This window comes from Streptomyces sp. NPDC007917, from assembly GCF_042959105.1.
Taxonomy (GTDB): domain Bacteria; phylum Actinomycetota; class Actinomycetes; order Streptomycetales; family Streptomycetaceae; genus Streptomyces.
The window spans coordinates 306556-332340 of the sequence record NZ_JBIBKK010000011.1 but is presented as its reverse complement, the minus strand read 5'-3'; the positions used below and the strand labels follow the sequence as shown (position 1 = coordinate 332340).

At 71.6% G+C, this 25785-nt stretch carries 25 protein-coding genes; 13 read left to right on the top strand and 12 right to left on the bottom strand.

Annotation, left to right across the window (positions count from 1 at the left end; translation table 11 throughout):
* Positions 1-104: 104 nt before the first annotated feature.
* From ACFZDL_RS24260 to ACFZDL_RS24245, 4 genes are all read left to right on the top strand, one after another.
* On the top strand, positions 105-944 hold the full coding sequence (locus ACFZDL_RS24260; protein ID WP_353592421.1) for a TIGR03619 family F420-dependent LLM class oxidoreductase: 840 nt from the start codon (positions 105-107) through the stop codon (positions 942-944).
* 105 nt (positions 945-1049) lie between these two features.
* Positions 1050-1661 carry a TetR family transcriptional regulator gene (locus ACFZDL_RS24255; RefSeq protein ID WP_353592420.1) on the top strand — a complete coding sequence of 204 codons (612 nt, stop codon included), beginning with the start codon at positions 1050-1052 and terminating at the stop codon, positions 1659-1661.
* A gap of 70 nt (positions 1662-1731) precedes the next feature.
* Positions 1732-3186: an FAD-dependent monooxygenase gene (locus tag ACFZDL_RS24250; RefSeq protein ID WP_353592419.1), complete on the top strand. Its 1455-nt coding sequence runs from the start codon at positions 1732-1734 to the stop codon at positions 3184-3186.
* Between the two features lie 63 nt (positions 3187-3249).
* Positions 3250-4119 carry an alpha/beta fold hydrolase gene (locus tag ACFZDL_RS24245; RefSeq protein ID WP_353592418.1) on the top strand — a complete coding sequence of 290 codons (870 nt, stop codon included), beginning with the start codon at positions 3250-3252 and terminating at the stop codon, positions 4117-4119.
* On the opposite strand, the gene ACFZDL_RS24240 is transcribed toward ACFZDL_RS24245, so the two are convergent.
* Positions 4085-4621 carry a hypothetical protein gene (locus ACFZDL_RS24240; RefSeq protein ID WP_353592417.1) on the bottom strand — a complete coding sequence of 179 codons (537 nt, stop codon included), beginning with the start codon at positions 4619-4621 and terminating at the stop codon, positions 4085-4087. The genes ACFZDL_RS24245 and ACFZDL_RS24240 overlap by 35 nt on opposite strands.
* A gap of 201 nt (positions 4622-4822) precedes the next feature.
* On the opposite strand from ACFZDL_RS24240, the gene ACFZDL_RS24235 reads away from it, so the two are divergent.
* Complete coding sequence (locus tag ACFZDL_RS24235; RefSeq protein WP_353592416.1) at positions 4823-5917, top strand: DUF4037 domain-containing protein; 1095 nt, start codon at positions 4823-4825, stop codon at positions 5915-5917.
* Positions 5918-5979: 62 nt separating this feature from the next.
* On the opposite strand, the gene ACFZDL_RS24230 is transcribed toward ACFZDL_RS24235, so the two are convergent.
* Both ACFZDL_RS24230 and ACFZDL_RS24225 read right to left on the bottom strand, forming a co-directional pair.
* Entirely contained in the window at positions 5980-6204 is a 225-nt protein-coding gene (locus tag ACFZDL_RS24230) for a hypothetical protein (protein WP_353592415.1), read from the bottom strand.
* Positions 6205-6394: 190 nt separating this feature from the next.
* Positions 6395-6580, bottom strand: coding sequence for a hypothetical protein (locus ACFZDL_RS24225; RefSeq protein WP_353592414.1), 186 nt, complete (start codon positions 6578-6580; stop codon positions 6395-6397).
* Positions 6581-6734: 154 nt separating this feature from the next.
* Between ACFZDL_RS24225 and ACFZDL_RS24220 the strand changes: the two genes are divergently transcribed.
* Entirely contained in the window at positions 6735-7703 is a 969-nt protein-coding gene (locus ACFZDL_RS24220; RefSeq protein ID WP_353592413.1) for a helix-turn-helix transcriptional regulator, read from the top strand.
* Between the two features lie 2 nt (positions 7704-7705).
* Positions 7706-7921, top strand: coding sequence for a DUF397 domain-containing protein (locus tag ACFZDL_RS24215; RefSeq protein WP_353592412.1), 216 nt, complete (start codon positions 7706-7708; stop codon positions 7919-7921).
* Between the two features lie 56 nt (positions 7922-7977).
* Here ACFZDL_RS24215 and ACFZDL_RS24210 read toward each other — a convergent pair whose 3' ends face one another.
* Positions 7978-8301, bottom strand: coding sequence for a hypothetical protein (locus ACFZDL_RS24210; protein ID WP_353592411.1), 324 nt, complete (start codon positions 8299-8301; stop codon positions 7978-7980).
* 256 nt (positions 8302-8557) lie between these two features.
* Here ACFZDL_RS24210 and ACFZDL_RS24205 point away from each other — a divergent pair, with 256 nt between their 5' ends.
* The gene (locus ACFZDL_RS24205; protein WP_353592410.1) at positions 8558-11317 is read left to right on the top strand and encodes a DUF6185 family protein; all 2760 of its coding nucleotides are present in this window, start codon (positions 8558-8560) and stop codon (positions 11315-11317) included.
* A gap of 23 nt (positions 11318-11340) precedes the next feature.
* Here ACFZDL_RS24205 and ACFZDL_RS24200 read toward each other — a convergent pair whose 3' ends face one another.
* Both ACFZDL_RS24200 and ACFZDL_RS24195 read right to left on the bottom strand, forming a co-directional pair.
* A complete protein-coding gene (locus ACFZDL_RS24200) occupies positions 11341-11547 on the bottom strand; it encodes a hypothetical protein (protein ID WP_353592409.1) in 207 nt (68 codons plus the stop codon).
* A gap of 149 nt (positions 11548-11696) precedes the next feature.
* Positions 11697-13280: a FadD3 family acyl-CoA ligase gene (locus ACFZDL_RS24195; protein WP_353592408.1), complete on the bottom strand. Its 1584-nt coding sequence runs from the start codon at positions 13278-13280 to the stop codon at positions 11697-11699.
* Positions 13281-13391: 111 nt separating this feature from the next.
* Between ACFZDL_RS24195 and ACFZDL_RS24190 the strand changes: the two genes are divergently transcribed.
* From ACFZDL_RS24190 to ACFZDL_RS24180, 3 genes are read left to right on the top strand one after another with little or no spacing between them, the layout of a single operon-like run.
* Positions 13392-14543 (top strand): lipid-transfer protein, encoded by a 1152-nt coding sequence (locus ACFZDL_RS24190; protein WP_353592434.1) that lies wholly within the window; start codon positions 13392-13394, stop codon positions 14541-14543.
* A 16-nt stretch (positions 14544-14559) separates the two neighbouring features.
* Positions 14560-15009 (top strand): OB-fold domain-containing protein, encoded by a 450-nt coding sequence (locus ACFZDL_RS24185; protein ID WP_353592407.1) that lies wholly within the window; start codon positions 14560-14562, stop codon positions 15007-15009.
* Entirely contained in the window at positions 15006-15776 is a 771-nt protein-coding gene (locus ACFZDL_RS24180; protein WP_353592406.1) for an enoyl-CoA hydratase/isomerase family protein, read from the top strand. The genes ACFZDL_RS24185 and ACFZDL_RS24180 overlap by 4 nt, the downstream gene beginning before the upstream one ends.
* A gap of 97 nt (positions 15777-15873) precedes the next feature.
* On the opposite strand, the gene ACFZDL_RS24175 is transcribed toward ACFZDL_RS24180, so the two are convergent.
* The 4 genes from ACFZDL_RS24175 to ACFZDL_RS24160 form a co-directional block, all read right to left on the bottom strand.
* The gene (locus ACFZDL_RS24175) at positions 15874-16443 is read right to left on the bottom strand and encodes a hypothetical protein (protein WP_353592405.1); all 570 of its coding nucleotides are present in this window, start codon (positions 16441-16443) and stop codon (positions 15874-15876) included.
* Between the two features lie 127 nt (positions 16444-16570).
* Positions 16571-17137: a hypothetical protein gene (locus tag ACFZDL_RS24170; RefSeq protein WP_353592404.1), complete on the bottom strand. Its 567-nt coding sequence runs from the start codon at positions 17135-17137 to the stop codon at positions 16571-16573.
* A gap of 150 nt (positions 17138-17287) precedes the next feature.
* Entirely contained in the window at positions 17288-20056 is a 2769-nt protein-coding gene (locus tag ACFZDL_RS24165; protein WP_353592403.1) for a PQQ-binding-like beta-propeller repeat protein, read from the bottom strand.
* 195 nt (positions 20057-20251) lie between these two features.
* On the bottom strand, positions 20252-21151 hold the full coding sequence (locus tag ACFZDL_RS24160) for a VOC family protein (protein ID WP_353592402.1): 900 nt from the start codon (positions 21149-21151) through the stop codon (positions 20252-20254).
* A gap of 403 nt (positions 21152-21554) precedes the next feature.
* Between ACFZDL_RS24160 and ACFZDL_RS24155 the strand changes: the two genes are divergently transcribed.
* Positions 21555-22202 (top strand): TetR family transcriptional regulator, encoded by a 648-nt coding sequence (locus ACFZDL_RS24155; RefSeq protein WP_353592401.1) that lies wholly within the window; start codon positions 21555-21557, stop codon positions 22200-22202.
* Positions 22203-22476: 274 nt separating this feature from the next.
* Here ACFZDL_RS24155 and ACFZDL_RS24150 read toward each other — a convergent pair whose 3' ends face one another.
* Both ACFZDL_RS24150 and ACFZDL_RS24145 read right to left on the bottom strand, forming a co-directional pair.
* Positions 22477-23001: a nitroreductase family deazaflavin-dependent oxidoreductase gene (locus ACFZDL_RS24150; protein ID WP_353592400.1), complete on the bottom strand. Its 525-nt coding sequence runs from the start codon at positions 22999-23001 to the stop codon at positions 22477-22479.
* Positions 23001-24425 (bottom strand): acyl-CoA dehydrogenase family protein, encoded by a 1425-nt coding sequence (locus ACFZDL_RS24145; protein WP_353592399.1) that lies wholly within the window; start codon positions 24423-24425, stop codon positions 23001-23003. Before ACFZDL_RS24145 ends, ACFZDL_RS24150 begins: the two co-directional genes overlap by 1 nt.
* A gap of 166 nt (positions 24426-24591) precedes the next feature.
* On the opposite strand from ACFZDL_RS24145, the gene ACFZDL_RS24140 reads away from it, so the two are divergent.
* Positions 24592-25773, top strand: coding sequence for an acetyl-CoA acetyltransferase (locus ACFZDL_RS24140; RefSeq protein WP_353592398.1), 1182 nt, complete (start codon positions 24592-24594; stop codon positions 25771-25773).
* Positions 25774-25785 lie beyond the last annotated feature (12 nt).

Genomic DNA, 25785 nt, shown 5'->3' with positions numbered 1-25785 from the left:
AGCCATCCAGCGGTCTCCCCACCATCTGCCATACCCAGAGCCCCTGGGTCCCGCTGATCTTACGAATGATCATTTCGAACCCACCAGAAAGGTAGGGCCCCGCCGTGCGACTCCACGTCATCCTGCCCGCCGAGTCGCCCGAGACCGGCATCCACGAGCTGACCGAACTCGCCCAGGAGGCCGAGCGCCTCGGATACGACGGCGTCTGGCTGCCCGACCACCTGCTGCCGCCCGGCCCGTACGGCCCGGAGAAGTACGGCGGCGTCCACGAACCTCTCACCGCGCTCTCCTATCTCGCGGCCGTCACCCGCCGGGTCACGCTCGGCACCTCGGTCCTCATCCTCCCGCTGCGCGACCCACTGCTGGTCGCCCGGCAGGCGGCGACGCTGGCGCGGATGAGCGGCGGCCGGTTCGTCCTGGGGGTGGGGAGCGGATGGGAGCAGTACGAGTTCGACGCCGCCGGGGCCGACTTCGCGACCCGCGGCGTCCGGACGACCAGCGCGCTGCGGCTGATCCGGCACCTGCACGAGAGCGGCGGCGGACCGTACGAGGACGCGTTCCACTCCTTCGACGAGCGCGCCGTCTTCCAGCCCGTGCCCGAGCGCCCCGTGCCGTTCCTCATCGGCGGCAACTCGCCCGCCGCGCTGCGCAGGACCGCGCAGATCGGCGACTGGTGGCAGGGGGTGGGCCTGGACCCGCGGGAGTTCGCCGGGCGCCGGGCGGGGCTGCGGGAGCTGAGCGGCGGGCGGGAGATCAACGCCGGGGCGCGAATCGACTGGGACGACGACGGGCGCGATGTCCGGGAGGTGCGCGAGGAGGTGGAGGCCTGGCGGGCGGCTGACGCGGACCATCTGGCCGTGTGGTTCGGCTCCCCGGAGGGCGGTGGCTTCCGCCGGCGGATGCGGGCGCTGGCCGGGGCGGCGGATCAGGGCGACCTGGCTTGAGCCGACCGGAGGACGGGGGCGGCGGGTGAGGCAATCTTGCGTGGTGCGCATCTTTACGCACCACGCATCTTTGCGTAGCGCGCAAGTTTTGCTACCCTTCCTGGCATGGGGTTGCGAGAGCGGAAGAAGGCCGAGACCCGCGCGTCGCTCAGCTGGGCGGCGATCCGGCTGACCGTCGAGCGCGGGTTCGACAGCGTCAAGGTGGAGGACATCGCCGAGGCCGCGGGGGTCTCGCCGCGCACGTTCAACAACTACTTCTCCAGTAAGGGCGAGGCGATCGCCGCCCGCCATCTCGACCGGTGTCTGGGCATCGCGGAGGCGCTGCGCGAGCGCCCGGCGGAGCCGCTGTGGGACGCGGTCCTCCACTCCGTACTGCCGCAGTTCGAGCCCGACGCGGCGGTGGCCGCCCACCCCGTTCCCGACGCGGCACAGTGGACGGCGGGGGTGCGCGTGGTGCTCGCCGAACCGACCCTGCAAGGCGAGCTCCTGCGGGCCGGAGCCATCGCCGAGGCCGAGATCGCCGCGGCCGTCGCCGAGCGCACCGGCACCGATCCGCAACAGGACCTGTATCCGCACCTCGTCGCGTCCGCGGTCATGGCCGCGACGAACGCGGCCATGGCGCACCACCTCCGCACCGATCCGCCGGTGCCGATGAGCCGGCTGCTCACGGACGCCATCACCATGATCGCGGCGGGGCTCCCCGCGCCCACGCCCTAGGCATCCCCTACGCACGCGAAGCCCGGCGACCGACCGGGCCGATACCCCCTGCCCGAAAGGGACTTTTCTCATGATCGATGTCGTCATCGCGGGCGCCGGCCCCAATGGCCTGATGCTCGCCTGCGAGCTCGCCCTGGCCGGCACGCGCCCGCTCGTCCTGGAACGTCTCACCGAACCGTCCACCGAGCAGCGCGCCAACGGCATGGTCGGCCAGGTCGTGCGGATGCTCGACCGGCGCGGTCTTTACGAGCGGCTGACCGCGCCCGGCGCCACACCCGAGCCGGTGCCCGGTTTCGTGTTCGGCGCGTTCCCGCTCGAACTGAGCGACCTGCCCGACAACCCCCTCTACACCTTGATGGTGCCGCAGCGCCGGATCGAGCAGATGCTCGCCGAGCGCGCCGCCGAACTGGGCGTCGAGATACGCCGTGACCACGAGGTCACCGGTCTGACGCAGGACGAGAAGTCGGTGACGGTCGAACTGCGCGGGCGGGAGCCGATCCAAGCGGCGTTCCTGGTCGGCGCCGACGGCGGGCGCAGCGTGGTCCGCAAGACCACCGGGATCGGCTTCCCCGGCGTGACCGCCGACGACTCCGTCTCACGCATGGGACAGGTGAGCGTGGACCCGGGCATGGTCGGCGCCGACGGCAGCCTGGTCGTGCCCGGCTTCGGCGTCGTACCCCCCTTCCAGCATCTGCGCACCGAGCGCGGCCTGATCGCCTGGGCGCCGTTCCCGGACCGCGATCCGCTGCTCAGCACGGTGGAGTGGGACCAGCCGGCCGAAGGCGAGGCCTCCCTCGACGAACTGCGGGCCAGCGCCTCCCGGGTGCTCGGCGCGGACGTACCGCTCGCCCCGCCGACCGGGCAGGGGCCGCATGTGATGAGGCGGCTGTTCGGCGGCAACACCCGCATCGCGGAGCGCTACCGCGCGGGCCGCGTCCTCCTGCTCGGGGACGCCGCCCATGTGCACTCGGCGATCGGCGGCCCCGGGCTCAACATGGGTCTCCAGGACGCGGTGAACCTCGGCTGGAAACTGGCCGCGGAGCTGCGCGGCCACGCACCCGAGGGGCTGCTGGACAGCTACGAGGCGGAACGCGCCCCGGTGGCGCGGCGCGTCGCCATGCACACCCAGGCGCAGTCGCTGCTGATCCGCCCGGGCGGCGAAGTGACGGCCTTCCGGGAACTGTTCGGCGAGCTGCTCGCCCAGCCCACGACCCGGCAGTACCTCGCGGAACTGCTGTCCGGCGCGGACATCACGTACGACATGGGTCCGGCGACCGGGCCGCTCGTCGGCCGCTGGGCGCCCGACCTGCCGGGCCTGCGCGAGGCGGCCCGCACCGGCCGCGCACTCCTCCTCGACCCCACCGGCACCCTCGACCCGGGCCCCTGGGCACCGCACGTCGACACCCTGACCGTCCCGGAGCTCGACACCGCGCTGCTGCTGCGCCCCGACTGCTACGTCGCCTGGCAGGGCACGACGGACGACGGCCTGCGCGATGCGCTGGGCAGGTGGTTCAGGGCGGCGTGAGCGACGCAAACCTAGGCCTGCTAGGTTAAACCTAGAGCCCCTAGGAAGAGAGGCGGGCCAGCCATGCCCAAGCCCACGACCGGCACCCTCGCCGTCCCCGGCGCCACCCTGCACTACGAGACCCGCGGCAGCGGCCCCGTCCTGCTGCTGATCCCCGGCGGCGCCGCCGACGCCGGGCTGTACGAGGGAATGGCGCCCAGCCTCGCCGCCCACTGCACCGTGGTCTCCTACGACCCGCGCGGTCTGTCCCGCAGCCCCCTCGACGGCCCGCTCACCGACCAGCGGGTGGACGTATGGAGCGACGACGCCCACCGGCTGCTCGAACTGCTCTCGCCCCACGAGAGCGCGTACGTCCTCGGCTGCAGCTCGGGCGCCATCGTCGCGCTCGACCTCCTGGCCCGCCACCCCGAGCGGCTGCGCCGCGTGGTCGCCCACGAACCCCCGCTGATCGAGACCCTGGAGGACCCCGCACCGCACCGCCGCCTCTTCGCCGAGGTGCGCGAGACGTTCCGCAGGGACGGGGCCGGCCCCGCGATGGCGCGGTTCAACGAAGGGCTGGGGGGACGGCCGTCGGACCGGCCGACCGAACTGCCGCCCGAGATCCAGGAGATGGCCGCCCGCATGCACGCCAACCTCCCCGTCTTCCTGGAACACGTCCTGTGCCCGTTCACCGCGACCGTCCCCGACCTCGCCGCCCTGCGCCCCGCCGCGGACCGGCTGGTGCTCGCGGCCGGGCGGGACTCCCGTCAGCAGGAGCCGCTGTACGGGCCGGCCCGGCGGCTGGCGCAGCTGCTCGGCGGCGAGTTCGCGGAGTTCCCGGGCGGGCACGTGGGCGCCACGGAGCACCCGAAGGAGTTCGCCGAGCAGCTTCTCGCGCTACTCCTGGACCCCGCCGACGTCAGTCCTCGCCCGCGCTGGACAGAGCCTCGGTGATCATGCGGGTGGCGAAGTCGCGGTCGTCGGTGAGGCGGTTGATGTGCTCCGCGAGCAGGAAGGCGGTGGCTTCCAGGGGAGTCATCTCGTCCTTGGTCCAGTATCCGTACTGTTTGCGCCACAGGCTGGGGCTCAGGCCGGTGCCCGCCGCGATGACCAGGCCGGCCATGGTGGGGATGGCCTCGGGGCTGACGCTCCTGGGCATCATGCGCATCGTGGCCACGAGGTTGGGCACCACGTACTCGATGACGTCCTTGTCGTGATCCTCGTAGCACATCCGCAGCCACTTCATGAACATGAAGATGAGCGTGCACGCGCCGTCCAGCACGGCATCGGCTCCCCCGGGGCCCAGGGACGCGGTGAACTGGTCCATCAGCGCCTGCTGTTCGGGGTCGGTCTCGGTCTTGCCGTCGTAGACGCTCTTGAGCCGAGAGTCGATCATCATGAGCGCCGCACCCACGTCGCCGGCGGGAGCGTACTTGGGGTCGCAGGGCGATGACACGGCATTCCTCCTCAGGTGACCGCAGTGGGTAGCGCGGCGCATCCGTAGAGTAGACGGCCGATGAGGTCAAGGTCTGGCGAATCCCCACAAAGCTCAGACGGGGGCCGCGTACGCGTCGAGCGAGCGCCGGATGTCCCCGTCCGACTCCAGGGCGGGGAAACCCTTCGACCATCCACACGCCGATCCGGCACCCTGCCCGGCATGACCACGCCCGATTTCATTCCCGGCCTGGAGCTCTCCCGCCGCTTCTACCTCGAAGCCGTACGCCCCGTGCTGGACGAGGCGGCCCGGGGGATGGTGCACTCCGCCGCCCGTCTCGGCAGCGGCTCGGAAGTCCTCGGATTCGACACCGCCCGCTCCGCGGACCACGAGTGGGGTCCCCGCTTGCAGATCTTCCTGAGCCCGCAGGACGCCGCCCGCCACGGCGAGCGGCTCAACGCGCTGCTCTCCGACCGCCTGCCGAAGACCTTCTACGGCTACCCGACCCACTTCGCCCCCACCGGCGAGGTGGGCATCGGGGTCATGCGGACGACCGCCGGGCCCGTCCACCACCGCGTCGACGTCACCGATCCAGCCACCTGGTTCACCAAGCACCTGGGCTTCGACCCGAACAAGGGCGTCACCCTGGCGGACTGGCTGGCCACCCCCACCCAACGCCTCGCCGAGGTCACCGCCGGCGCCGTCTTCCACGACGGGCTCGGACAGCTCGCCCCGGCCCGGACCAACCTCGACTGGTATCCCCACGATCTCTGGCTCCACCTGCTCGCCTGCCAGTGGCAGCGGATCTCCCAGGAAGAAGCCTTCGTCGGCCGCTGCGGCGAAGTAGGCGACGAACTCGGCTCCGCCGTCGTCGCCGCCCGGCTGGTGCGTGATCTGATGCGGCTCTGCCTGCTGCTCGACCGCCGCTATCCGCCCTACAGCAAATGGCTCGGCAGCGCCTTCGCCCGCACCCCCCAAGCCCCCGAACTCACCCCGCGCTTCACCGCCGCCCTCGCCGCCACCGACTGGCACACCCGCGAACAGCACCTGGCCCACGCCTACGAGACCATCGCCGCCCTGCACAACCAACTCGCCCTCACCGACCCGGTCGACCCGGCCACGCGCCCCTACCACAGCCGCCCCTTCCAGGTCCTGCACGCCGAACGCTTCACCGCCGCCCTGACCGCCCGCATCACCGACCCCGCCATCCGCGCCCTGCCGACGATCGGAGCCGTCGACCAGTTCATCGACAGCACCGACGTCCTGAGCCAACCCGAGCTCACACGCGGCACCACCCCCTTGCAAAAAAACGCTTGATGTAGAGCAAGCATTTTTTTGCGAGGGGGTGGGGGCGAGGGACAGAGGGCTGCATGCCGGCGTCACTCCCGCCGTGGCCCGTCGCAGACGTCGGGGTGCTTCTTCGCCTCCTCCGGGAACGTGACGTTTCCGGCGTCGGTCATCCACTCCCGTCCGCCTTCGGCCGGGCGCAGGAAGGCGACGCGGGGCCCCGGCATCCTGTGGTCGAAGGCGAGATCGTCAACGTGACAGACGTCCTGCAGGACGCCGATGCGCCCCGTGGCAACGTCGTACGCTTCCTGGCCCACCTTCGGGCCCCTGTACGGCGTCGGCCGGCTCATGCGGGCAACCCCCAACGAGCCGTAGGGCTCGGCCCTTCGTGGGAAGGATGACGGCGGCGCAAGATCTCGTACGTGCTCGCCTTGCCGTAGTCCCCGTCCTGCTTGGCCTTCTCCCGCAACGCGGTGTACTCCTTGCACTTCGCGCAGATCAACGACCTCACCGCCGCCTCCCCCGCTCCAGGTGTTTGCGGATCGCCTTGGCCAGAGCCTCCGCGCGCTGCTCCAGCTCCTTGAGCGTGGGGCGCGGGCGGGAACCCTCCGGCGTCTCCTCCTCTCGAACGTTTTTCGGATTAGTGGCGGCCAAAACGCGCATGAGCCGTTGTTCCGAGATGACAGTGACCACGTAACTCCCTTGACTGTGTGAGGAGTTGCGGCGCAACAGGCGCGCCCGCAGCGAGATGGCACAAAGGCCATCCCGCGTCATATCTGACGTAACCACGTTGGCGCATCCGCGAATTAAGGTGCAAGCGATCCGCGACGGGTCTTAAAATTGGTACATGCCACTGCGTAAGCAGGGGTCGTCCGAGGGGGAACAGGGAATGGCAGACTCGGCACACGAGCGCGCCGAGGGCCAGCAGAGGGACGTGGAGGGCACACAGGTGGCTGCACGACGAGGTGCGACGTTCCGGCGCAGGGAGCTCGGGAAAGAACTCCGACGCCTACGAGAGAAGTGCGGCCTCACCATCGATGAGGCCGCCGAGGGACTTGGCTTCTCGGAAACCAAGCTCGGCCGGGTGGAGACGGGCCACAACGCCCTCCCACGGGTCAAGGACATGGAGGCGCTGCTCGACCGCTACGGCGTCACCGACATCGACGACCGGGAGTCCCTGCTGACGCTCCACAGAGAGTCGCTGAGCAGTGACTGGTGGACCCCCTACCGAGCCGTCATGCCGTCCGGAATGCCCATGTGGGTCGGCCTCGAGGCGGACGCCCGCGCGATGCGTGCGTGGCATTCACAGCTCGTCTTCGGATTGCTCCAAACCGAAAACTACGCGCGCGCGATGTTCCTGACGGCAAAACCCGTTGAGGAGACGACCACGGAGTTCGTTGAATACAACGTGCGGGTGCGTATGGAGCGTCAGCAGATCATCACCCGCAAGGACAGCCCCGTGGAACTCCGGGTCGTCCTCGACGAGTCGGCCCTCCGCCGTGTCATCGGCAGTCCGGAGGTGATGCGGGAGCAGTACAAGACCATTGCCGAGCTGAGCAAGCGCGACAACGTAACGGTCCAGGTCCTGCCGCAGTCTCTGGCCACCTACCGGGCCGAGGGCAACTTCATCGTTCTGGATTTCGACGGTCACGTGGGGTCGGTCGTCCAAATGGATCTGCCGACGACTGTCAGCGTCACCGACAAAGAGCGGGAGGTCTGGCAGCACAATCGACGCTTCGACGCCATGCGCGAGGGAGCCCTGGCGCCAGCGGAGACCATTCGTTTCCTTGAACAACTAGCACGGGAGTTGGACTAGCTATGCCATCACGCACAAGCACCGTCGATGCGGCACCGGAAGACGCCTGGTTCAAGTCGTCCTACAGCGGCCAGCAGGGAGGGACCTGCGTCGAGGTCGCAAACCTGACCACCACCGTCGGCGTCCGCGACTCAAAGGACACCACGAGGCCCGCCCTCCTCATACCCCCCGCCGCGTGGGCCGCCTTCGTGAGCGGGGTGCGTACCGGCCGTCTCTGACGGCCCAACCCACGATGGGCGGCCCCGCCGCGGTCACCCCTGGCGCGCGCCGCCCGTCATCGCTCACGGCCTGGACACAGACTGACCACGTCACACTGCAGGATCGCCTGGTAGGGCTGCCCCTCGAACTCCGCCGCACGCGTATGGCGGACATCCGGCAGGAACCGCCACTGCGAGGGTTTGATGTGCCTCGTCCGGTCCGCCTTCTCCACGTGGGTGTTCAGTGTCCGGGCCTGCGGGTTGTTCGTCTCGACCAGAACCTCGTCCGCTTCGAGCGGAAAATGGTCGTGCAGCAGGCACAGGCCGAAGCGGTCGATGTTTCCGTGTTTCTTCAGTACCGCGATCAGGTCCCGTACGAATTCGGCGTCCCGTGGGCCCAATCCTTCGGCGTCCTCGAATCGGGGAAGCGCCGGCCTCTGTTTGGTCGCCCTTTTATCGACCATAGCCCTCTCCTACGGATTACGGATCAGCTACGGATTACGGATCGGCCTGTGCGGCCCCAAAAGATCGTAAGCCGCCGGACCGGGTCCCGCAATCCGGGGCGGTCCGTCCGGGGCGCGACCAACAGGGTTGAACATCGGCCCCCTGCTGCGCGTCTGCCGTCTCCGCTCCTCCCCTCATGAGTAGGAGTGGAGGATGATGGCAATCCGGTGGTGGCGCTGGCTGGCGCGGTTGATCGTGGTGGTGGGGTGGTGGGCATGGTGGCCGACAGAGGCGCAGGCAACTGCCCATAAGGGTTGCGATGCGGGTTCCATCGGAAAACCCAGCGTCGATGCCATCATCCAGTTCACCCATCACCGGCAGACGTTCGTCCAGGCACATGCGATCACCAAGGTCAAGGTGCCCATGGCGTGGCGCCTCGCGGATTTGCTGACGCTGAGCGATGAATCCGACAACTACCGGCGGGCGATGCGCTGTCTGCTGCGCGGAAATGAGGGGTTTCCGTCCCCTCGGCCGGAGGAATGGCGTCTCGATCCCCCTAGGGTAAAAGCCAAGGGACACTGGGTGACGGTGCACTACGAGGCGTATGCCTGGATCAGTAAATTCGGGACGACCTGGATCGGGCCCTGGCAAATCGAAGTCCGCAAAGGAAAAGATGTCTGGCAGGTCACCCTGCCGCAGAAGAAGCTGCCGGAAACGCTGAAGAAAGCGCGATGGACAAACATCGAAATCAGGCCGGGCGGTCTCAGCGTTCGCAACGAAAAACAAAAGGCGTCGCTCGTAAACGAGAAATATCGGGCTTGGAAAGGCCGGCAGCGGCCGGATGTGTCGGTCGGCCTGGCACCGCCCTGGCACGCTTCGTTCGCGCTGGAAAGCGCCAATCGGCCCTTCTGGAGCCGACTGGGCATCGGCCTGTGGTGGGTGTGCGGCTCGGCGGTGTTCGCGCTGGCGGTGCTCCATACCCGCACGCGCTCGTCGGTCCGGCCGAGATGGCTGGTGTGGTGCCGGCAGCTGCCCGGGCGGCTGGCCCGCGCGGTGGGAATGGGTCCCAGGGCGCCCAGGACGACGGGCTTGCGGTGCCCCCAGCCGCGCCCGGCCACCCCACCCGAGCCGTCGCGGCCCCACGGGCGACGGCCACGGTGGTGGACGCGCGAGGCCGGCAGGGAAGTTAGCGACCTCCCGACGCCTGCGGCCTTGCTGTGGTGGGCCGGGCTCAGCGCTGGACTTGGCCTGACTCTCGCACTGCTCTCGCCGAAACTCCGCTCATTCACCCTGTGGCAGACCTTCCTTGGCATCGCGGCAAGTCTGGCCCTCATCGTCGGCGCCCGCCCCTGGGGTGCCATCACGTCGTCCGATGCTCCACAGGCCGAGCCGGACAATCCTGCCCGGCGCAGGTGGACGCCGGCCCATAGCATGATCCTGACCTCGGCAGCGGTGGCCGTGCTCGGACTGCTGATGGTGGTGATCCCCCAACGCTTCCAGCTGCCCGCGCACATGGCTCCGCCCGACTCCGGTGCCGCCGGGCGGATGGTTCTTCAGCTGGTCATGGTGTGGGGGTGGCTGGCCGCGATGGCGGCCTGGGCATGGCGGTTCGCCGGGGAAGGCGGGTTGCTCCCCAGATCCTGGAGGAACGTCTCGAACAGGGCGCCCGGACGCTGCCTGGGAGTCGCCGGCGCGCTTCTGGGCGTGGTCGCGGTGCTGATGCTGGTCTCGTACTGGCGGTCCGCCGAGATCAATTGGCGACGTGCCACCTGGCTCAGTTCCGAGCACGTCCACAGGTACAGCTCCGAACACGCCCAGTATCTCCGGGACACTCTGGTGAGCTTCGGACCGACCGGGCTTCAGTGGGCCTACGCCTACACATGGGTGCTGACGGACATCGCCCTCGTGGCCCTGCTGAATGCCCGCGCGAAGGCCGCGCAGCACAAGGCCGACCTCTCCTCGGAGCAGGTCTCCCTGGGGCCTTCCCAAAACGACATGCGGCTGACCTCGCTTGTCTTCGCCATTGTCGTGGCGACCAGGCAGTCGCTCTTCGCGGGCTCCTCCCTGCTGCTCGTCGTCTGGCTCCTGCTGAACATCGCCGCTCTCTATGCCGTACGGGCGTTCGGCCGACGATGGTCCGTGCTGAGTCAGGCAGGAGGAGACTTTCTCACCCAGGCGTTGGGGACCGCGCAAGGCCGTGGCGACATGCTGGAGAAGGCCCACCAGTACCGCAATCTGCACAGCCAGCTGCGCCTGGTGGACCAGGGCCATGCGGAGAAGGGCGCCACCAGGGAGAAGCTGGAGGTCCGACTGCGCCGGCTGCGCCATTGGCGGCCCGCCGGATGCGACCGCGACTGTCTGCCCGACCAGGTGTCCGTCATGGACGTGGCCCTGAGCTGGGGACCGTATGACAGCTGGTGGGACAACGCACGGCATGCGGCACGCCTGGCGTTCCTCTTCGGGATTCCGGCCAGTGGCGCCATCGTGTGGGCCACATACCTCAAAGGTGCCAAGCAACTCATGCAGACGAACGCCAACTCCACGGCGCTGCCCGAGATCGTGGCGAGGTTCCTCACCTGGCAGATCGCATGGGCCGGCGCGGGACTCGTCCTGGGTGCTCTGTGGCGCATGCTGCCGGGTCGCCGCGGCCCGGCGCGCGCGTTGAGCCTGACGGTCGCCTACGCCATTCCCATCGGCGTGGGCGGCGTGGTCAACCGCATCACCGACACGGAGCTGGGCAACGCGATCCTCAGCGCATCGCTCATGCTCATCGTCCTGACGCTGACGAGCATCGCGATGGATGCGGCGACTTTCAGCAGCGAGAGACAACTCTGGCCGACCCGGTTCAGCCTTCTGCTCTCGATCTACCAGATGCGAGCGCTCTCCGTACAGCTCGCCTACCTCGTTGCCCAGCTGGCGGCCGCGGCAGGAATCTGGAAGGTGCTCGCGGGCGGGGCGCTCAACCCGCATTAGGCGCCGGACCGTCCATGCGCGCGCTAGCGCGCGCTCGTGCCCGAGTCGGTGGAGTCGGCCTTGATGGCCGGCTTGGTGTCGGTGACCGAGGTGTCGGCCTTGCGCGGAGTCGAGGCGGCGGAGGCGTCGTCGTTGCTGATGGCCGCGGTCAGGGCCAGGGCGGATGCGGCGACCACCGTGGCGACCGTGGTACGGACGGCGCGGGTGCGGCGGAAGGCGGTGGCGTTCATGGTGGGCTCCCCCGGAAGGTCGGCGGCCGGCCGACTCGAAGCCGGTCCTGCTCGGTACGGCTATGAGCTTTCCGCGCTCCGCTGGCGCCTCGCTAACGTCCCGCTAACGACGGCCCGGTCACGCGGTTCAAGGCGCTTCCCGGTCACCGCTACCGCGAGCGCAGCCGCGTCTTGAGCACCTTCCCGCTCGCGTTCCGCGGCAGCTCCGCCAGGAACTCCACCTGCCTGGGCACCTTGTAGTTGGCCATCTCCCGCCGTGACCAGGCGATCAGGTCGTCCGCCGTCAGCGTCGCCCCCGCCCGCCGCACCGCGTACGCCTTCCCCACCTCGCCAAGGCGCGGGTCCGGGACGCCGATGACCGCGACGTCGGCGATATCGGGGTGGCGGGCGATCAGCTGCTCGATCTCCGCCGGGTACGCGTTGAAGCCGCCCACGACGAACATGTCCTTGATGCGGTCGGTGATCCGCAGATTGCCGTCGGCGTCCATGACGCCGACGTCGCCCGTGCGCAGCCAGCCGTCCGGGGTGATGGCCCGGGCTGTGGCGACGGGGTCCTCGAAGTAGCCGGCGGTGATGTGGTAGCCGCGGACCCAGATCTCGCCCGGCCGGCCCGGGGGGAGTTCGGCGCCGCCGGCGCGGGCGACCTTGACCTCGGTGTCGGGGATGGCGCGGCCGGAGGTGGCGGAGACGGTCTCGGGCGGGTCGCCGCGGCGGCACATGGTGACGGTGCCGGAGGCCTCGCTGAGGCCGTAGGCGGTCAGGACGGTGGCGACGCGGAGTTCGGAGCGGAGCCGTTCGACCAGTTCCAGGGGGACGACGGCGGCGCCCGTGACGACGAGGCGGAGGCTGGACAGGTCGTGCCCGGCGCGGGCCGGGTGGTCGAGGAGGGACTGGTGGAGGGTGGGCGGGCCGGGGAGGACGGTGATGCGCTCGGCCGCGATGTTGGCGAGGGCGGTGTCCACGTTGAAGACGGGCTGCGGGACCATCGTCGCGCCGCGTATCAGACAGGCGATGATGCCCGCCTTGTAGCCGAAGGTGTGGAAGAACGGGTTGACGATGAGGTAGCGGTCGCCCTCCTCAAGGCCGGTGACCTCGCTCCAGGTGGTGTAGACGCGCACCGTCTGGGCGTGGGTGATCACGACGCCCTTGGGGTCGCCGGTGGTGCCCGAGGTGAAGGTGATGTCGGAGGGGTGGCCGGGGCGTACGGCGGCCGCTCGGGCGCGTACCGCCTCGGACGGGACGCGCTCGCCTGCCGCCAGGAAGTCCTTCCAGGCGCTGAAGTCGGCGGGGGCGTCGTCGGCCAGGACGACCACCTCACGCAGATACGGCAGACCGGGCAGCGGGCCGCGGCCCGGCCCCTCCCCCGCGGCCCGGCGCAGCGAGGCGACGTACGAGGTGCCGAGGAAGGTGCCGGTGACGAAGAGGTGGGTGGCGCGGGTGCGCCGCAGGACGTACGCCGCCTCCGCGCCCTTGAAGCGGGTGTTGACGGGGACGAGCACCCCGCCCGCCGTGACCGCGCCCAGCGCCGCCACGATCCAGTCGAGGGTGTTGGGCGCCCAGATCGCGATCCGGTCGCCCGCCTCGACGCCCGAGGCGAGGCAGGCCGCCGCGGCCCGCTCCACCCGCTCGCCGAGCTCCGCGTACGAGATCCGGGTGCGGCCCTCGACGACCGCCTCCGTGCCGCCGTAACGCTCCGCCGCCGCCCGTACCAGCGCCGGGATGGTCTCGCGCATCGGGTCACCTCCCGCAATCCCACTCCGCGTAGCTGACGGTACGTCAGATTAGCGGTAGCCTTCCCCGCTGTCAGCACCGATGCGCCGATGACCGCGACCACGGAGGTGGCGATGGGGGCGACCCTCAAAGACGCGACTGCGATAGCCGGCATCGGCCAGACCCCGTTCGCCAAACGCCTCCCCGAGTCCGAGAAGACCCTGGCCTGCCGGGCGATCCTCGCCGCGCTCGACGACGCGGGTCTCGCCCCCTCCGAGGTGGACGCCTTCGCCTCGTACACCATGGAGGAGACGGACGAGGTCGAGGTCGCCAAGGCCATCGGCGCCGGGGACGTGACCTTCTTCAGCAAGGTCGGCTACGGCGGCGGCGGCTCCTGCGCGACCGTCGCGCACCTGGCCGCCGCGATCGCCACCGGCCAGGCGAACGTCGGGGTGGCCTGGCGCTCGCGCAAGCGCGGCAGCGGCCCGCGCCCGTGGACGAACACCCGCGTCCAGCTGCCGACCCCCGCGCAGTGGACCCGGCCGTACGGGCTGCTGCGGCCCGCCGACGAGATCGGCCTGCTGGCCCGCCGCTATATGCACGAGTACGGCGCCACCCGCGACCACTTCTTCAACGTCGCGCTGGCCTGCCGCAACCGGGCCAACCAGAACCCGGCCGCGGTGATGTACGAACGGCCGCTGACCCGGGAGATGTACATGACGGCCCGCTGGATCAGCGAGCCGCTGTGCCTGTTCGACAACTGCCTGGAGACCGACGGCGCGCTGGCCTGCGTGGTCGTCTCCGCCGAGCGGGCCCGCGACTGCCGGCGCCCGCCCGTGTACGTCCACTCCACGGCCCAGGGGCTGCCCGCCCAGCACCACGGGATGGTCAACTACTGGAACGACGACCCGCTCACCGGGCCCGCCTGGACCGCCGCCCGCCAGCTGTGGAAGTCGGCCGACTTCGGGCCGCAGGACGTGGACGTGGCGCAGATCTACGACGCCTTCACCCCCCTGATCCCGCTGTCGCTGGAGGGCTACGGCTTCTGCGCGCGCGGCGAGGGGGCCGCCTTCACCGAGGGCGGCGCGCTGGAGATCGGCGGGCGGCTGCCGCTCAACACCGGCGGGGGCGGCCTCAGCGAGGCGTATGTGCACGGCTTCAACCTCATCACCGAGGGGGTCAGACAGCTGCGCGGAACCAGCACCGCACAGGTGCCGGACGCCGCGACCTGCCTGGTCACGGCGGGCGAGGGGGTGCCCACCTCGGCCCTGCTGCTGAGGAACTGAGGAGTTGATCAAGGAGATGACACAGACCGCTGACGGACTTCTCGCGCCCGTGCCCGACGAGGACGGGGCGCCCTTCTTCACCTACGCGGCGCGCGGCGAACTGCGCGTCCAGACCTGCGCCGGCTGCGGCGAGCCCCGCTTCCCGCCCCGCCCCTGCTGTCCGCACTGCCAGTCCTTCGAGAGCGAGTGGATACGGACCAGTGGCCGTGGCCGGATCTGGTCGTACGTCGTACCGCATCCGCCGCTGCTGCCCGCGTACGCCGCGCAGGCGCCGTACAACGTGATCCTCGTCGAGCTCGTGGACGCCCCGCGGATCCGGCTGGTGGGCAATCTGGTCGCCGCCGTCGACGCCGCCCTCGACTCGGTCGACCCGGCACGGATACGGATCAACGCCCCGGTGCGGGCGGTCTTCCACCGGCCCGCGGGCGGTGTCACGGTGGTGCGCTGGGTCCTGGAGCGGCCATGACGGTGCGCACGCGGATCGAGGACGGCGGCGTCGCGGTCGTCACGCTCGACCGGCCCGAGCGGCACAACGCCATCGACCTGGAGACGGCCGCGGAGCTGGCGGCCGTCTGGCGGGGCTTCCGGATGGACGAGTCGGTGCGGGCCGTGGTCCTCACCGGCGCGGGCGACCGGGCCTTCTGCACCGGCCTCGACCGCGCGGTGCGGGTGGACCAGCCCTCGTCGCCGTACTCGCTCGACGATCCGCTGCTGACCATCGGGCCCAAGGCGAACGACCTGTGGAAGCCGGTCGTCGCCGCGGTCGGCGGAATGGCCTGCGGCGGGGCGTTCTACCTGCTGGGCGAGGCGGAGTTCATCGTCGCCGCGGAGCACGCCACGTTCTTCGACCCGCACACCAGCTACGGCATGGTCAGCGCCTACGAGGCGGTCTACATGGCGCAGCGCATGCCCGTGGGGGAGGTCGCGCGGATGGCGCTGATGGGCACCGCGGAACGCCTCACGGCGCGGCGGGCCCATGAGATCGGCCTGGTCAGCGAGGTGACCCCGGCCGGCGCCGACCCGGTCGCCGCCGCCCTGCGCGCGGCCGCCGTCATCGCGTCGTATCCGTCAGCGGCGGTGCAGGGGACGGTACGGGCGGTGTGGGCGGCCAAGGAGGCGGCGTTGAGCCAGGCGCTGGCGCACGCCCCGCAGCTGGTCGCGCTGGGGAATCTGCCGCCGGAGCGCCAGGCCGGGCTCTTCGCGGCCCGGACGCCGGGGTTCCGTACGCGGTGATTCCGTACGCGGTGATTCCGTACGCGGTGAGGGGCGGCGCCGGCCGAGGGGCGCCGGCCGAGGGGCGCCGGCCGAGGGGCGCCGGCCGGGGTACGCCTCAGCTCGGGTACTTGAGCACCGAGTCCACCTTGCAGGTGAAGGACGTCTGCTCGGTGAGATAGCGGTAGGAGGTGGACGTGACCGTCTGGCTGCTGCCGGCCGACACCGTGACGGACTCGTAGTCGCTGCCGAGCCGGTTGGTCGTGTACTCGTCGCTCCATGTGACGCTGATCCCGTAACGCATGGTCTGCGTCTCGGGGTTGCGGACCGTGAGGGTGTACTGGAACGAGTGGGTGGACTCGTCGTAGTCGCAGTCGCTGGCGGAGACGTCGTTCGTGCCGTCCGAGTTGTAGGTGGGCGGCCGGGAGTAGCTGTAGGAGGGCGACGGGGTGTACGACGGCAGGTCGGAGGGGGTGTACGACGGCACGTCCGAGGGCGTGAACGACGGGAGGTCCGTGGGCACATCGGTCGGCAGGCCGCTGGGGTCGGACAGCGGCGCGTCGCCGCCGCTGCCGCCGGAGACGAAGCCGCCGGACCCGCTGCTGTGCCTGCCCTTCTTACCGCAGCCGGTCAGTGCCAGCAGACCGATCGCGGCGACGGCGACAAGACGCATGGAGCGGCGATGCATGGATTACCCCCGTTGGAAAGACGCATTCAGGCCGGTCTCGGCTGTTGACGAGTACACGCCACCCTAGGCAGTGGGGCTTCCTACCCCAAAGTCACTTCAGGAAGAGCGCTGGACCGGCCCGGCCCGTTCAGTCGACGGAGACGACCTCACACGTCACTACGGTTCCCACAACCTCAGGATCATTCAGAAGAACCTTCACGTTCTTCGTCTGCTTCGCGGAGAGGCGCACATAGGCGCTGCCCGAGGTCACCTTCGAGTCCTTGTCGCGGAAGTCCATCATGACCACGTACGACTGGGACTTGTTGGTCTGGTTGCCCACCTTCACGGTCGCGGCCGGCTCACCGTTCTTGTCCTTGCCGGCGCACTTGACGACGGTCGCGGTCGGCGCGAGCTCCCCCGGCTTGGAGGAGGAGCCGGACGACGAACCACTGCTCGACGAGGAGTCGTTGCTGTCGTATCGGTCGTCGTAGCGGTAGCCGCCGGAACCCGAGGTGGAGTTGGAGTCATCGGAGTCGGAGTAGCCGCCGGAACCCGAACCGGAACTGGAGCTGGAGTGGTGGGAGTTGGAGCTGGAGCAGCCGCCTCCGCCGCCCGAGCCGTGCCGCCCCCCGTGCCCTCCCCGGCCCTTGAACCCGGTCAGCGCCACCAGCACCACCGCGAGTACGGCCGTCAGCCGCAGACCACGCCGCATCATGTGTTCAGCCCCCGATTCCGCGTCGACCTTCCCGGTCCCACCGGGGCCGGGCAGCGCCCGCCACCGTAGCAGTCCCTGTCAGGTACACGATTGACTGCCCGTCGGATGCCCGCCAGATGCCCTCCGGAGATCCGGCGGAGATCCGGCGGGCTACCCCTGGCGCGCCGACGCCCGCGACTGGCCGGTGCCCTTGACCGCGTCCAGCGCGTAGACACAGCGGTCCTTGCTGCACGCGTACACCACACCGCCCGCGGCCACCGGCGAGCCCGTGATCTCGCCGCCCGTCGCGAGCTTCCACCGCAGCTGTCCGCCCGCCGCGTCCACCGTGTAGAGGCAGTGGTCGGCCGAGCCGAAGTGGACCCGGCCGTCCGCGACGACCGGGGAGCCGATGACCTCGCCGCCCGCCGCGAAGCGCCACTTGGGCGTGCCGGTGACCGCGTCCAGCGTGTAGAGCGCGGAGCCGCTGCCCAGGTGCACCGAACCGTCCGCCACCAGCACCGGCTCGCTCGACTGGCGCGCCTCGGTGGCGATCCGCCAGCGGTCGCGGCCGTTCGCCGCGTCCAGCGCGTAGACCGTGCCGAGGTAGTCGGCGATGTACACGCCGCCGCCCGTCACCGCGGGCCCCGGCGCGTACGCGGGGGCGCACAGGAAGACGGCGGGCGCCTCGAAGCGCCACCGCACCTCGCCGCGCTCGATGTCGATCGCCAGCACGCGTGTGCCCGCCGCCACGTACACGGACCCGTCAGGGGCCGCCAGCAGCCGGACCGGGACCCCGCCGCAGGACGCCGCGTCGCCGATCGGGTACGACCAGCGCTCCACGCCCGTACGCGCCTCCAGGGCGCGCAGCCGCGCGTCCGCCCAGACGAAGACCGTGCCGTCGTGGACGGCCGGCCCCGACTCGGGCGTCTCGAAGTCGGTCTGAGCGCCCTGCATCTCCCACAGCAGCTCGCCGTTCGCGGCCTCCCAGGCCTGGACGCCGCCGCCGCGCGTGCCGGTCACCACCGTGCCACGGTCGACCTTGAGGGAGTAGACCCAGCCGTCCGTGGACAGCCGCCACCGCTCGGCGCCGTCCTCCGCGTCCAGCGCGTACAGCGTCGGGCCGTCCGAGGCGTGAATCCGGCCGTTCGAGACGGCCATGGCCCAGGCCACGTCGCGGGTCTTGAACTGCCGCCGCCCCGTGGCCACGTCGAGGGCGTGGACCTCGAAGGACGTCACGTACAGCAGATCGCCCGCGACGGCCGGGGTGCCCCACACGTCGTTCGACATACGGAACCGCCAGGGGCGCCAGCGGCCGTGCGCCCCGCCCCCGCCGGGGGCCTCGGAGGCGTCCGGGGAGGGGGCGGAGGTGGGCGGGGACGACGGCGGCGGAACCGCGCCCGTCACGAGGCCGCCCTCGCCTCCGTTCCCCGCGCCGGTCAGGCCGCTCGGCGGCCGCACCCAGCCGGTGGCGGGGCCCGTCTCGTGCTGCGGCTGCGGCTCGCGCCCGTCGGTGGCCCGGCGGCCCGGGCCGATGGGCACCTGGGAGCCGGGCAGGCGGACCGAGGCGTCGGCCCCGGCGGGCGCCGGGCCCGTCGGACCGGGCGGACCCGTCGGGCCGGGCGGACCCGTCGGGCCTGACGCGCCCGGCGGACCGGCGGCCACGCCGGGGCCGGTGGGGCCCTGGACGGCGGGCGGCGCGGCCGCTGAGCCCGTCGGGGCCGCCGCCGCGGGCGCGGCGTGGCGCCCGGGGCCGATGGCGCTCAGCGGGCCCGGAGGGCTTGGCGGGTGCGGCTGGTTCCCCATGTCGGTGCGCAGCCCGCCGCGCGGGTCGCCCGCGGGCATGGGCTCCCAGCCGGAGGCGCCGGCGGGCGCGCTGTGCCGGCCGCGCCCCGTACCCGCTCCGTGCGCGGGCTCGTACCCCGGCCCGGGCGTCGAAGGGCGCTCAGGCGGCAGCGGCGCCGACGGCCGGCTCCTGCCGCCACCGCTCGCGCCGTCGCCGCCGTGGCGGCCGTCCGCGCCCCGCGCGGGGCGCGCGATCTGGTTCCGCCCGTTGCGCTTGCGCTCGATCAGCGCCACCGCGCCGGCCGGCAGCCAGGCCGAGGCCGTACCGCTGTCCTCGGCGTTGGAGGCGAACAGATGGGGGGCGAGCTGCGACTGCAGATCGGCCGGGGTGGGCCTGCGCTCGGGCTCCATCTGCATACAGGACTCGATGAGCGGCCGCAGCTCGTCCGGCAGGCCGGTCAGATCCGGGCCCTCGCGCAGCAGCATGAACACGGTCTCGACCGGGTTCGCGCCGTGGAACGGGGCGTGGCCGGTCGCCGCGAAGGTCAGCGTCGAGCCGAGCGAGAAGATGTCGCTCGCGCCCGTCACACTGCGCGAGTCACGCGCCTGCTCGGGCGACATGTAGGCCGGGGTGCCCACGGCCACGTTGGTCATCGTCAGCCGGGTGTTCGAGACCCCGGACGCGATACCGAAGTCGATCACCCGCGGGCCGTCCTCGACGACCAGCACGTTCGACGGCTTCAGATCCCGGTGGACCAGGCCCGCGCCGTGGATGGACTGCAGCGCCTCGGCGACCCCGGCCGCCAGCCAGCGCACCGCCTGGGCCGGCATCGGCCCGCACTCATTGACTATTTCCTCGAGGGAGGGGGCCGGTACGTACGCGGTGGCCAGCCACGGCACCGCGGCACGCGGATCGGCGTCCACGACGGCGGCCGTGTAGAAGCCGCTGACCGCGCGCGCCGCCTCCACCTCGCGGGTGAAGCGGACACGGAACAGCTGGTCCTCGGCGAGCTCGGTCCGCACCGTCTTGATCGCGACCCGCCGGCCGGACGCCGAGCGGGCCAGATAGACCAGCCCCATGCCGCCCGCGCCGAGCCGGCCGAGCACCTCGAACGGGCCGATACGCCTCGGATCGTGCTGCGTCAGCTGCTCCACCACTTGCCTGCCACCTCCCCGTGGGGCTTGAAAAAATACAGCCCCGCTGCAGCGTCTCACCGACAAACCAACCGGCGGCACGCAACCTGCATTCTCTCTGGCGAAGGCGGCGGTTGCGAACCCGGGGGCGATTTCGTCGTGTCATCCGGCGGCGCCCGTCCGACCTCCACTTTGCCGTACGCCGGGCTCCCGGCCCCGCTACGCTCCGCTTTCCGTGCGCGAAGCGCCCTCCGCCGAGGGGTCGATGACGGCGAAGTGCGCGCCCTGATTGTCCGCAAGCACCGCGAAACGCCCGTACGGCGTATCTTCGGGGTCATTGAGCAGGCGCCCGCCGAGCGCGCGCGCCGTCCGCGCGACTTCGTCACAATTCGCTACCACGAAGTAGGTGAGGAAGTGCGCGGGCATTTCGACCGGAAATCTGGCGCCCATGACCGTCCGGGCGCCGATCGCGTGCCCCGGTTCCGCGGGCCTCCCGCGCGGCGTCCAGAACACGACATCGGCCTCCCGCCGCCGCCCGTCCCCCTCCGGCTCCCCACTCGGCTCCTTCTCCTCGCCCGATCGCCCGCCCGACTCTTCTTCCTTCCCCGGCCGCACCGTTTCCTTCCCCGGCCGCACCGTCCCGTACCCGAAGACCGACCGGTAAAAGGCGTCCACGCGCTCCGGGTCCCGGGTACGGAGCTCGGTCCAGCCGTACGAACCGGGGGTGCCGTGCTCCTCGAAGCCGGGGTGGCTGCCCGCCTGCCAGACGCCGAAGACCGCGCCCCCGGGGTCCACGGCCGTCACCATGACGCCGAAGTCCCCGACCGGCGCGGGCCCGGCGATCACATGGCCGCCGGCGGCGCGGACGCGCGCGGCGACCGCGGCGGCGTCCTGGGCGGCGAGGTGGATGTTCCAGACGGTGGGCAACCGGCCGTCCGGCTTGGGGACGAGGGCGGCGACGTTCCGCCCGCCGTGGAACGCCTGGGTGTAGTGGCCGTAGCGCGGCTCGCCCGCCCCGAAGGTCCAGCCGAACAGCTCGCCGTAGAAGCGCTTGCCCGCCTCCAGGTCGGGGAGCATCGCGTCCACCCAGCAAGGCACGCCTTCCGTGAATGCGGCCATGGCTCCGGTCCTCCCGCGTGCATACCCCTCTGTGCCACACAACAACACTTTTGCGTCATTTGCCACGCTAATGGTTTCTCGCCGGGAAGGACCGATTCGATACGCGGGCGCGGGGCCTGACCCGGACGTACCCCGATGGTCTATTTCAGGCCGCCCGCCGGTCGCCCACCGCCCTCTCGGGCCGCGCCGCCATCGCTCTGTCCACCGAAGTTATCCACAGGCTGTTGATAATATGATTCATGCGAACGGGTTAGCCGTCGACGGCCGGGCGAGAAGCCGCCCAGACGGCGCTCAATGACGCGTTGTCCCTGATCAGCACGGCCTCAGGAGTCCCGTGCCGAGCACGGACCCCATTTGCACGCAGCCGAATCGCGCTTCGATCACCCCTCGGTAAGCTGACGTCATGACAGGACAAGTACGCACCGTCGACGGGCGGGTCGCCGGTCGCCGCGGGCAGGCGACGCGGCAGAAGCTGCTCGACTGCCTCAGTGAGATGCTCAGCTCATCCCCGTACCGAGACGTCAAGGTCATCGATGTCGCCCGCAAGGCCGGCACCTCGCCCGCGACGTTCTACCAGTACTTCCCCGACGTCGAGGGCGCCGTCCTCGAGATCGCGGAGGAGATGGCGAAGGAGGGCGCGGGCCTGACCGACCTGGTCGCCGGGCGCTCCTGGGCCGGAAAGTCCGGGGCGCAGGCCGCGGAAGAGCTCGTCGAGGGCTTCCTCTCCTTCTGGCGCAAACACGACGCCATTCTGCGAGTTGTCGATCTTGGCGCGGCGGAGGGGGACAAGCGGTTCTACAAGATCCGCATGAAGATCCTCAACTCCGTGACCAATTCCCTGACCGAAGCCGTCAAGGAGCTCCAGTCGAAGGGCCGGTACGACAAAGACGTCAGTCCGGCGGCCGTCGCGGGCTCGATCGTCGCGATGCTGGCCGCGGTCGCCGCCCATCAGAAGGGCTTCCAGAGCTGGGGCGTCAAGCAGGCCGAGCTCCGGCCCGCCCTGACGCTTCTGATCCACCTCGGCATCACGGGCAGGAAGCCGCCCAAGTAGGGCGAGTCACCCGCACCGCGTCGCGCCGGCGTCATGAGCGCCCGGGCCCCGACCCTTCGGGCCCGTCATCGCTCGCCCACCAGCGCGGGCCGGTCGGCTCCGGGGTCCCGCACGTCCTGTCACCCCCCACGGCGAACCCCCGACCCACCGGCCCTACGACGGCCCGCACAGCTCCTTGGGCCCGCTCCTCGGGTCCGCGCTGCGCCACACCGCAGCGCGGGCCGTCTTGAGACGGCCCGCGCGCTGGTCTTCTCCGCTCGCGCCACCGACCGCCCTACGCGCCGTCGGATCCGCCCCCGTCCCCGTCCCGCGCCGGCGTCACGCGGAACAGCCGGATCCGGCGCTCCACCCGCGCCTGGTACGTCGCGTACGGCGGCCAGAAGCGGAGCGCCGCCGCCCAGGCCGCCTCCCGCTCCTCACCCGTCAGCAGCCGCGCCCGGACCGCGATGTCCCGGCCCTTCCAGCTGATCTCGGCGTCCGGGTGGGCGAGCAGGTTCGCGGTCCACGCCGGGTGGCCCGGCCGGCCGAAGTTGCTGCCGATCAGCAGCCAGGTGCCGCCGTCCTCCGGCATGCAGGCCAGCGGGGTGCGGCGCGGCAGGCCGCTCCTCGCGCCCGTCGTCGTGAGGATCACGCCGGGCAGCATCCGGGCACTGGGCAGCACCTTGCCGCGCGTCAGCCGGTGCACGGCACGGTCGAGCGCCGGGATGAGGTGCGGTGCGACCTTCGCGAAGGCCCGGCCCGACGACACCTTCTGGATCAGCCGGACTCCCAAGCCCGTCCGCGTCGCGGGCGGCGCCATCACACCGCCACCGCCTTCCGCGCCCGGTACCCGCCGGCGCTCGCGCCCGCGCCCGCGCCCGCGCCCGCGCTCCCGCTCGTGCTCCCGCCCGCGCTCGCCGCATCCGGCTCGGCGAACAGCCCTTCCCGCTCGGCCGCGCGCGCCCGCAGCCTGTGCACCGGGCCGAAGAGCAGGTCGTCCGAGGCGGCCCGCTTGAAGAAGAGGTGCGCGTCGTGCTCCCAGGTGAAGCCGGTGCCGCCGTGCAGCTGTACCGCCTCCCCCGCGGCCGTGCGCTGCGCCTCCAACGCCTGCGCGAGCGCCAGACCGCTCGCGACGGACGCCTCGGCGGCCTCGGCACCCGGGCCCGCCCCCGCGCCTGGGTCCGCCCCGGCACCTGGGCCCGCCCCGGGCCCGCTCGCCGCCGTGGGCCGCCCCACGGCCCACGCCGCGTAGTACGCCGCCGACCGTGCCGCCTCGACCTTCACATACACCTCCGCAAGCCGGTGCTTGACCGCCTGGAACGACCCGATCGGCCGGCCGAACTGCACCCGCGTCCGCACATACTCCACCGTCCGCTCCAGCGCCGCGTCCGCCGCACCCACCGCCTCGGCGGCGAGCGCCGCCGCCGCGGGCGCGCCCAGCCGCGCCAGCGCGCCCACCGCCTCCGCGCCCCGCGCCCCCTGCTCGCCCAGCAGCTCGGCCGGTACGTCCCGCAGCTCGATCCGGCCCTGCGGCCGCGTCTCGTCCAGCGCGGTCAGCCTCGTCCGGGACAGACCGGGCGCCCCGGCCCGGACGAGGAAGAGCAGCGTCCGACCGCGCGTATAGCCGCCCGTGCGGGCGGCGACGAGCAGCAGCCCCGCGCTGTGCCCGTCGAGGACCTGGTCGACCTGCCCGTAGAGCCGCCATCCCGCGCCGCCCCCGCCGGCCCCGCTGCCATCGCTGCCCCCGCCGCCACCGCTGCCCCCGGTCTCCCGCGCCTGGACGCCCCCCGCGCGCCCGCCGCCCGCCCAGGCGCCGCCGTCGTCCCCGCCCGTGAGGCCGAGCGCCCTGGTCAGCTCACCGCCGGGCACGGCGAGCGACGCCGTGAGCCCGCCGTCGGCGATGCGCGGCAGCAGCTCGGCGCGCTGCGCGCCCGTCCCGAGCCGGTCGACGAGGGGCGCGGCGAGCACCGCGGTGGCCGTCAGCGGGGAGGGGAGCAGCGCGCGCCCGGTCTCCTCGCAGGCGAGGGCCAGCTCGGTGGGCCCGCAGCCGACGCCCCCGGCCTCCCGGGACAGGGCCAGACCGGGCAGCCCGAGCTGCCGCGCGAGCAGCCGCCACAGCGTTCCGTCGTGGCCCGGCGCGGTGCGGACCGCCGCCTTGACCTCGTCGGGGCCGCACCGCTCCCGCAGCAGTCTGCGCAGCGTACGGCGGATCTCGACCTGTTCATCGGTGAACGCGGCGTCCATCGTCAAGCACCTCCGCTCCTGACGGACCGTCATATTAGGGACGCGGTGAGCACTTTCCCACCCCTACACACGGCCTCCCTTGTAAACCGCCGCAACCCCGTCACGTTCCCCCTCCCGCCACCCCGCCCTGTCCCGGCGGCCATTTACCTGATGTACCGTCAGATTCATGCCCGCAGCGAAGCGCAAGCGCGCCCGCAAGGTCGCCGTCGTCGGCGTCTCCCTCTCCGACTGCGGCCGCGTCGACAGCGCGACCCCCTACGCCCTCCACGCCCAGGCCGCCCGCCGCGCCCTCGCCGACTCCGGCCTCGACCGGTCGGCCGTCGACGGCCTCGCCTCGGCCGGGCTCGGCACGCTGGCCCCGGTCGAGGTGGCCGAGTATCTGGGGCTGCGCCCCACCTGGACCGACTCGACGTCCGTCGGCGGCTCCACCTGGGAGGTCATGGCGGCCCACGCGGCGGACGCGATCGCCGCGGGCCACGCACGCGCCGTCCTCCTGGTCTACGGCTCCACCGCCCGCGCCGACATCCGCGCGGGCCGCCGCACCTCCAACCTCTCCTTCGGGGCGCGCGGACCGCTCCAGTTCGAGGTCCCGTACGGCCACACCCTGGTCGCCAAGTACGCGATGGCCGCGCGCCGCCATATGCACCAGTACGGCACGACCCTCGAACAACTCGCGGACATCGCCGTTCAGACCCGCGCCAACGCCGCGCACAACCCGGACGCGATGTTTCGCACCCCGATCACGGTGGACGAGGTGCTGAGCGGCCCGATGATCGCCGATCCCTTCACCAAGCTGCACTGCTGCATCCGCTCCGACGGCGGCTGCGCCGTGCTGCTCGCGGGCGAGGAGTACGTACCGGACACGGCGAAGCCCCCGGTGTGGGTGCTGGGTTCGGGCACCGCGATCTCCCACACCACCATGTCGGAGTGGGACGACTTCACCGTCTCGCCCGCCGCGGCCTCCGGGCGGCAGGCCTTCGAGCGGGCCGGGGTGCGGCCGTCGGACATCGATGTGGCCGAGCTCTATGACGCGTTCACCTATATGACGCTGGTGACCCTGGAGGATCTGGGCTTCTGCGCGAAGGGCGAGGGCGGGGCGTTCGCGAGCAAGGGGCGGCTGCGGCTTACGGGCGACCTGCCGACGAACACGGACGGCGGTGGGCTCTCCGCCTGCCATCCCGGGATGCGCGGGCTGTTCCTGCTGGTGGAGGCCGTGCGGCAGCTGCGCGGCGAGGCGGGTGAGCGGCAGGTGCGCAAGGCGGGCGGGCGGCTGCCGGAGCTGGCCGTGGCGTCGGGGACGGGTGGCTGGTTCTGCTCGTCGGGGACGGTGGTGCTCGGACGCGACTGAGGGCGCGCGGGC

Excerpts from the sequence above, each read along its gene's own strand:
- ACFZDL_RS24155 (WP_353592401.1), top strand. The coding sequence starts at position 21,555 with ATGACAGGACAAGTACGCACCGTCGACGGGCGGGTCGCCGGTCGCCGC.
- ACFZDL_RS24215 (WP_353592412.1), top strand. The coding sequence starts at position 7,706 with ATGCCATCACGCACAAGCACCGTCGATGCGGCACCGGAAGACGCCTGG.
- ACFZDL_RS24150 (WP_353592400.1), bottom strand. The coding sequence starts at position 23,001 with ATGGCGCCGCCCGCGACGCGGACGGGCTTGGGAGTCCGGCTGATCCAG.
- ACFZDL_RS24245 (WP_353592418.1), top strand. The coding sequence starts at position 3,250 with ATGCCCAAGCCCACGACCGGCACCCTCGCCGTCCCCGGCGCCACCCTG.
- ACFZDL_RS24160 (WP_353592402.1), bottom strand. The coding sequence starts at position 21,151 with ATGGCCGCATTCACGGAAGGCGTGCCTTGCTGGGTGGACGCGATGCTC.
- ACFZDL_RS24170 (WP_353592404.1), bottom strand. The coding sequence starts at position 17,137 with ATGATGCGGCGTGGTCTGCGGCTGACGGCCGTACTCGCGGTGGTGCTG.
- ACFZDL_RS24140 (WP_353592398.1), top strand. The coding sequence starts at position 24,592 with ATGCCCGCAGCGAAGCGCAAGCGCGCCCGCAAGGTCGCCGTCGTCGGC.
- ACFZDL_RS24200 (WP_353592409.1), bottom strand. The coding sequence starts at position 11,547 with ATGAACGCCACCGCCTTCCGCCGCACCCGCGCCGTCCGTACCACGGTC.
- ACFZDL_RS24145 (WP_353592399.1), bottom strand. The coding sequence starts at position 24,425 with ATGGACGCCGCGTTCACCGATGAACAGGTCGAGATCCGCCGTACGCTG.
- ACFZDL_RS24190 (WP_353592434.1), top strand. The coding sequence starts at position 13,392 with ATGGGGGCGACCCTCAAAGACGCGACTGCGATAGCCGGCATCGGCCAG.
- ACFZDL_RS24180 (WP_353592406.1), top strand. The coding sequence starts at position 15,006 with ATGACGGTGCGCACGCGGATCGAGGACGGCGGCGTCGCGGTCGTCACG.
- ACFZDL_RS24235 (WP_353592416.1), top strand. The coding sequence starts at position 4,823 with ATGACCACGCCCGATTTCATTCCCGGCCTGGAGCTCTCCCGCCGCTTC.
- ACFZDL_RS24220 (WP_353592413.1), top strand. The coding sequence starts at position 6,735 with ATGCCACTGCGTAAGCAGGGGTCGTCCGAGGGGGAACAGGGAATGGCA.
- ACFZDL_RS24185 (WP_353592407.1), top strand. The coding sequence starts at position 14,560 with ATGACACAGACCGCTGACGGACTTCTCGCGCCCGTGCCCGACGAGGAC.
- ACFZDL_RS24175 (WP_353592405.1), bottom strand. The coding sequence starts at position 16,443 with ATGCATCGCCGCTCCATGCGTCTTGTCGCCGTCGCCGCGATCGGTCTG.
- ACFZDL_RS24250 (WP_353592419.1), top strand. The coding sequence starts at position 1,732 with ATGATCGATGTCGTCATCGCGGGCGCCGGCCCCAATGGCCTGATGCTC.
- ACFZDL_RS24255 (WP_353592420.1), top strand. The coding sequence starts at position 1,050 with ATGGGGTTGCGAGAGCGGAAGAAGGCCGAGACCCGCGCGTCGCTCAGC.
- ACFZDL_RS24205 (WP_353592410.1), top strand. The coding sequence starts at position 8,558 with ATGATGGCAATCCGGTGGTGGCGCTGGCTGGCGCGGTTGATCGTGGTG.
- ACFZDL_RS24195 (WP_353592408.1), bottom strand. The coding sequence starts at position 13,280 with ATGCGCGAGACCATCCCGGCGCTGGTACGGGCGGCGGCGGAGCGTTAC.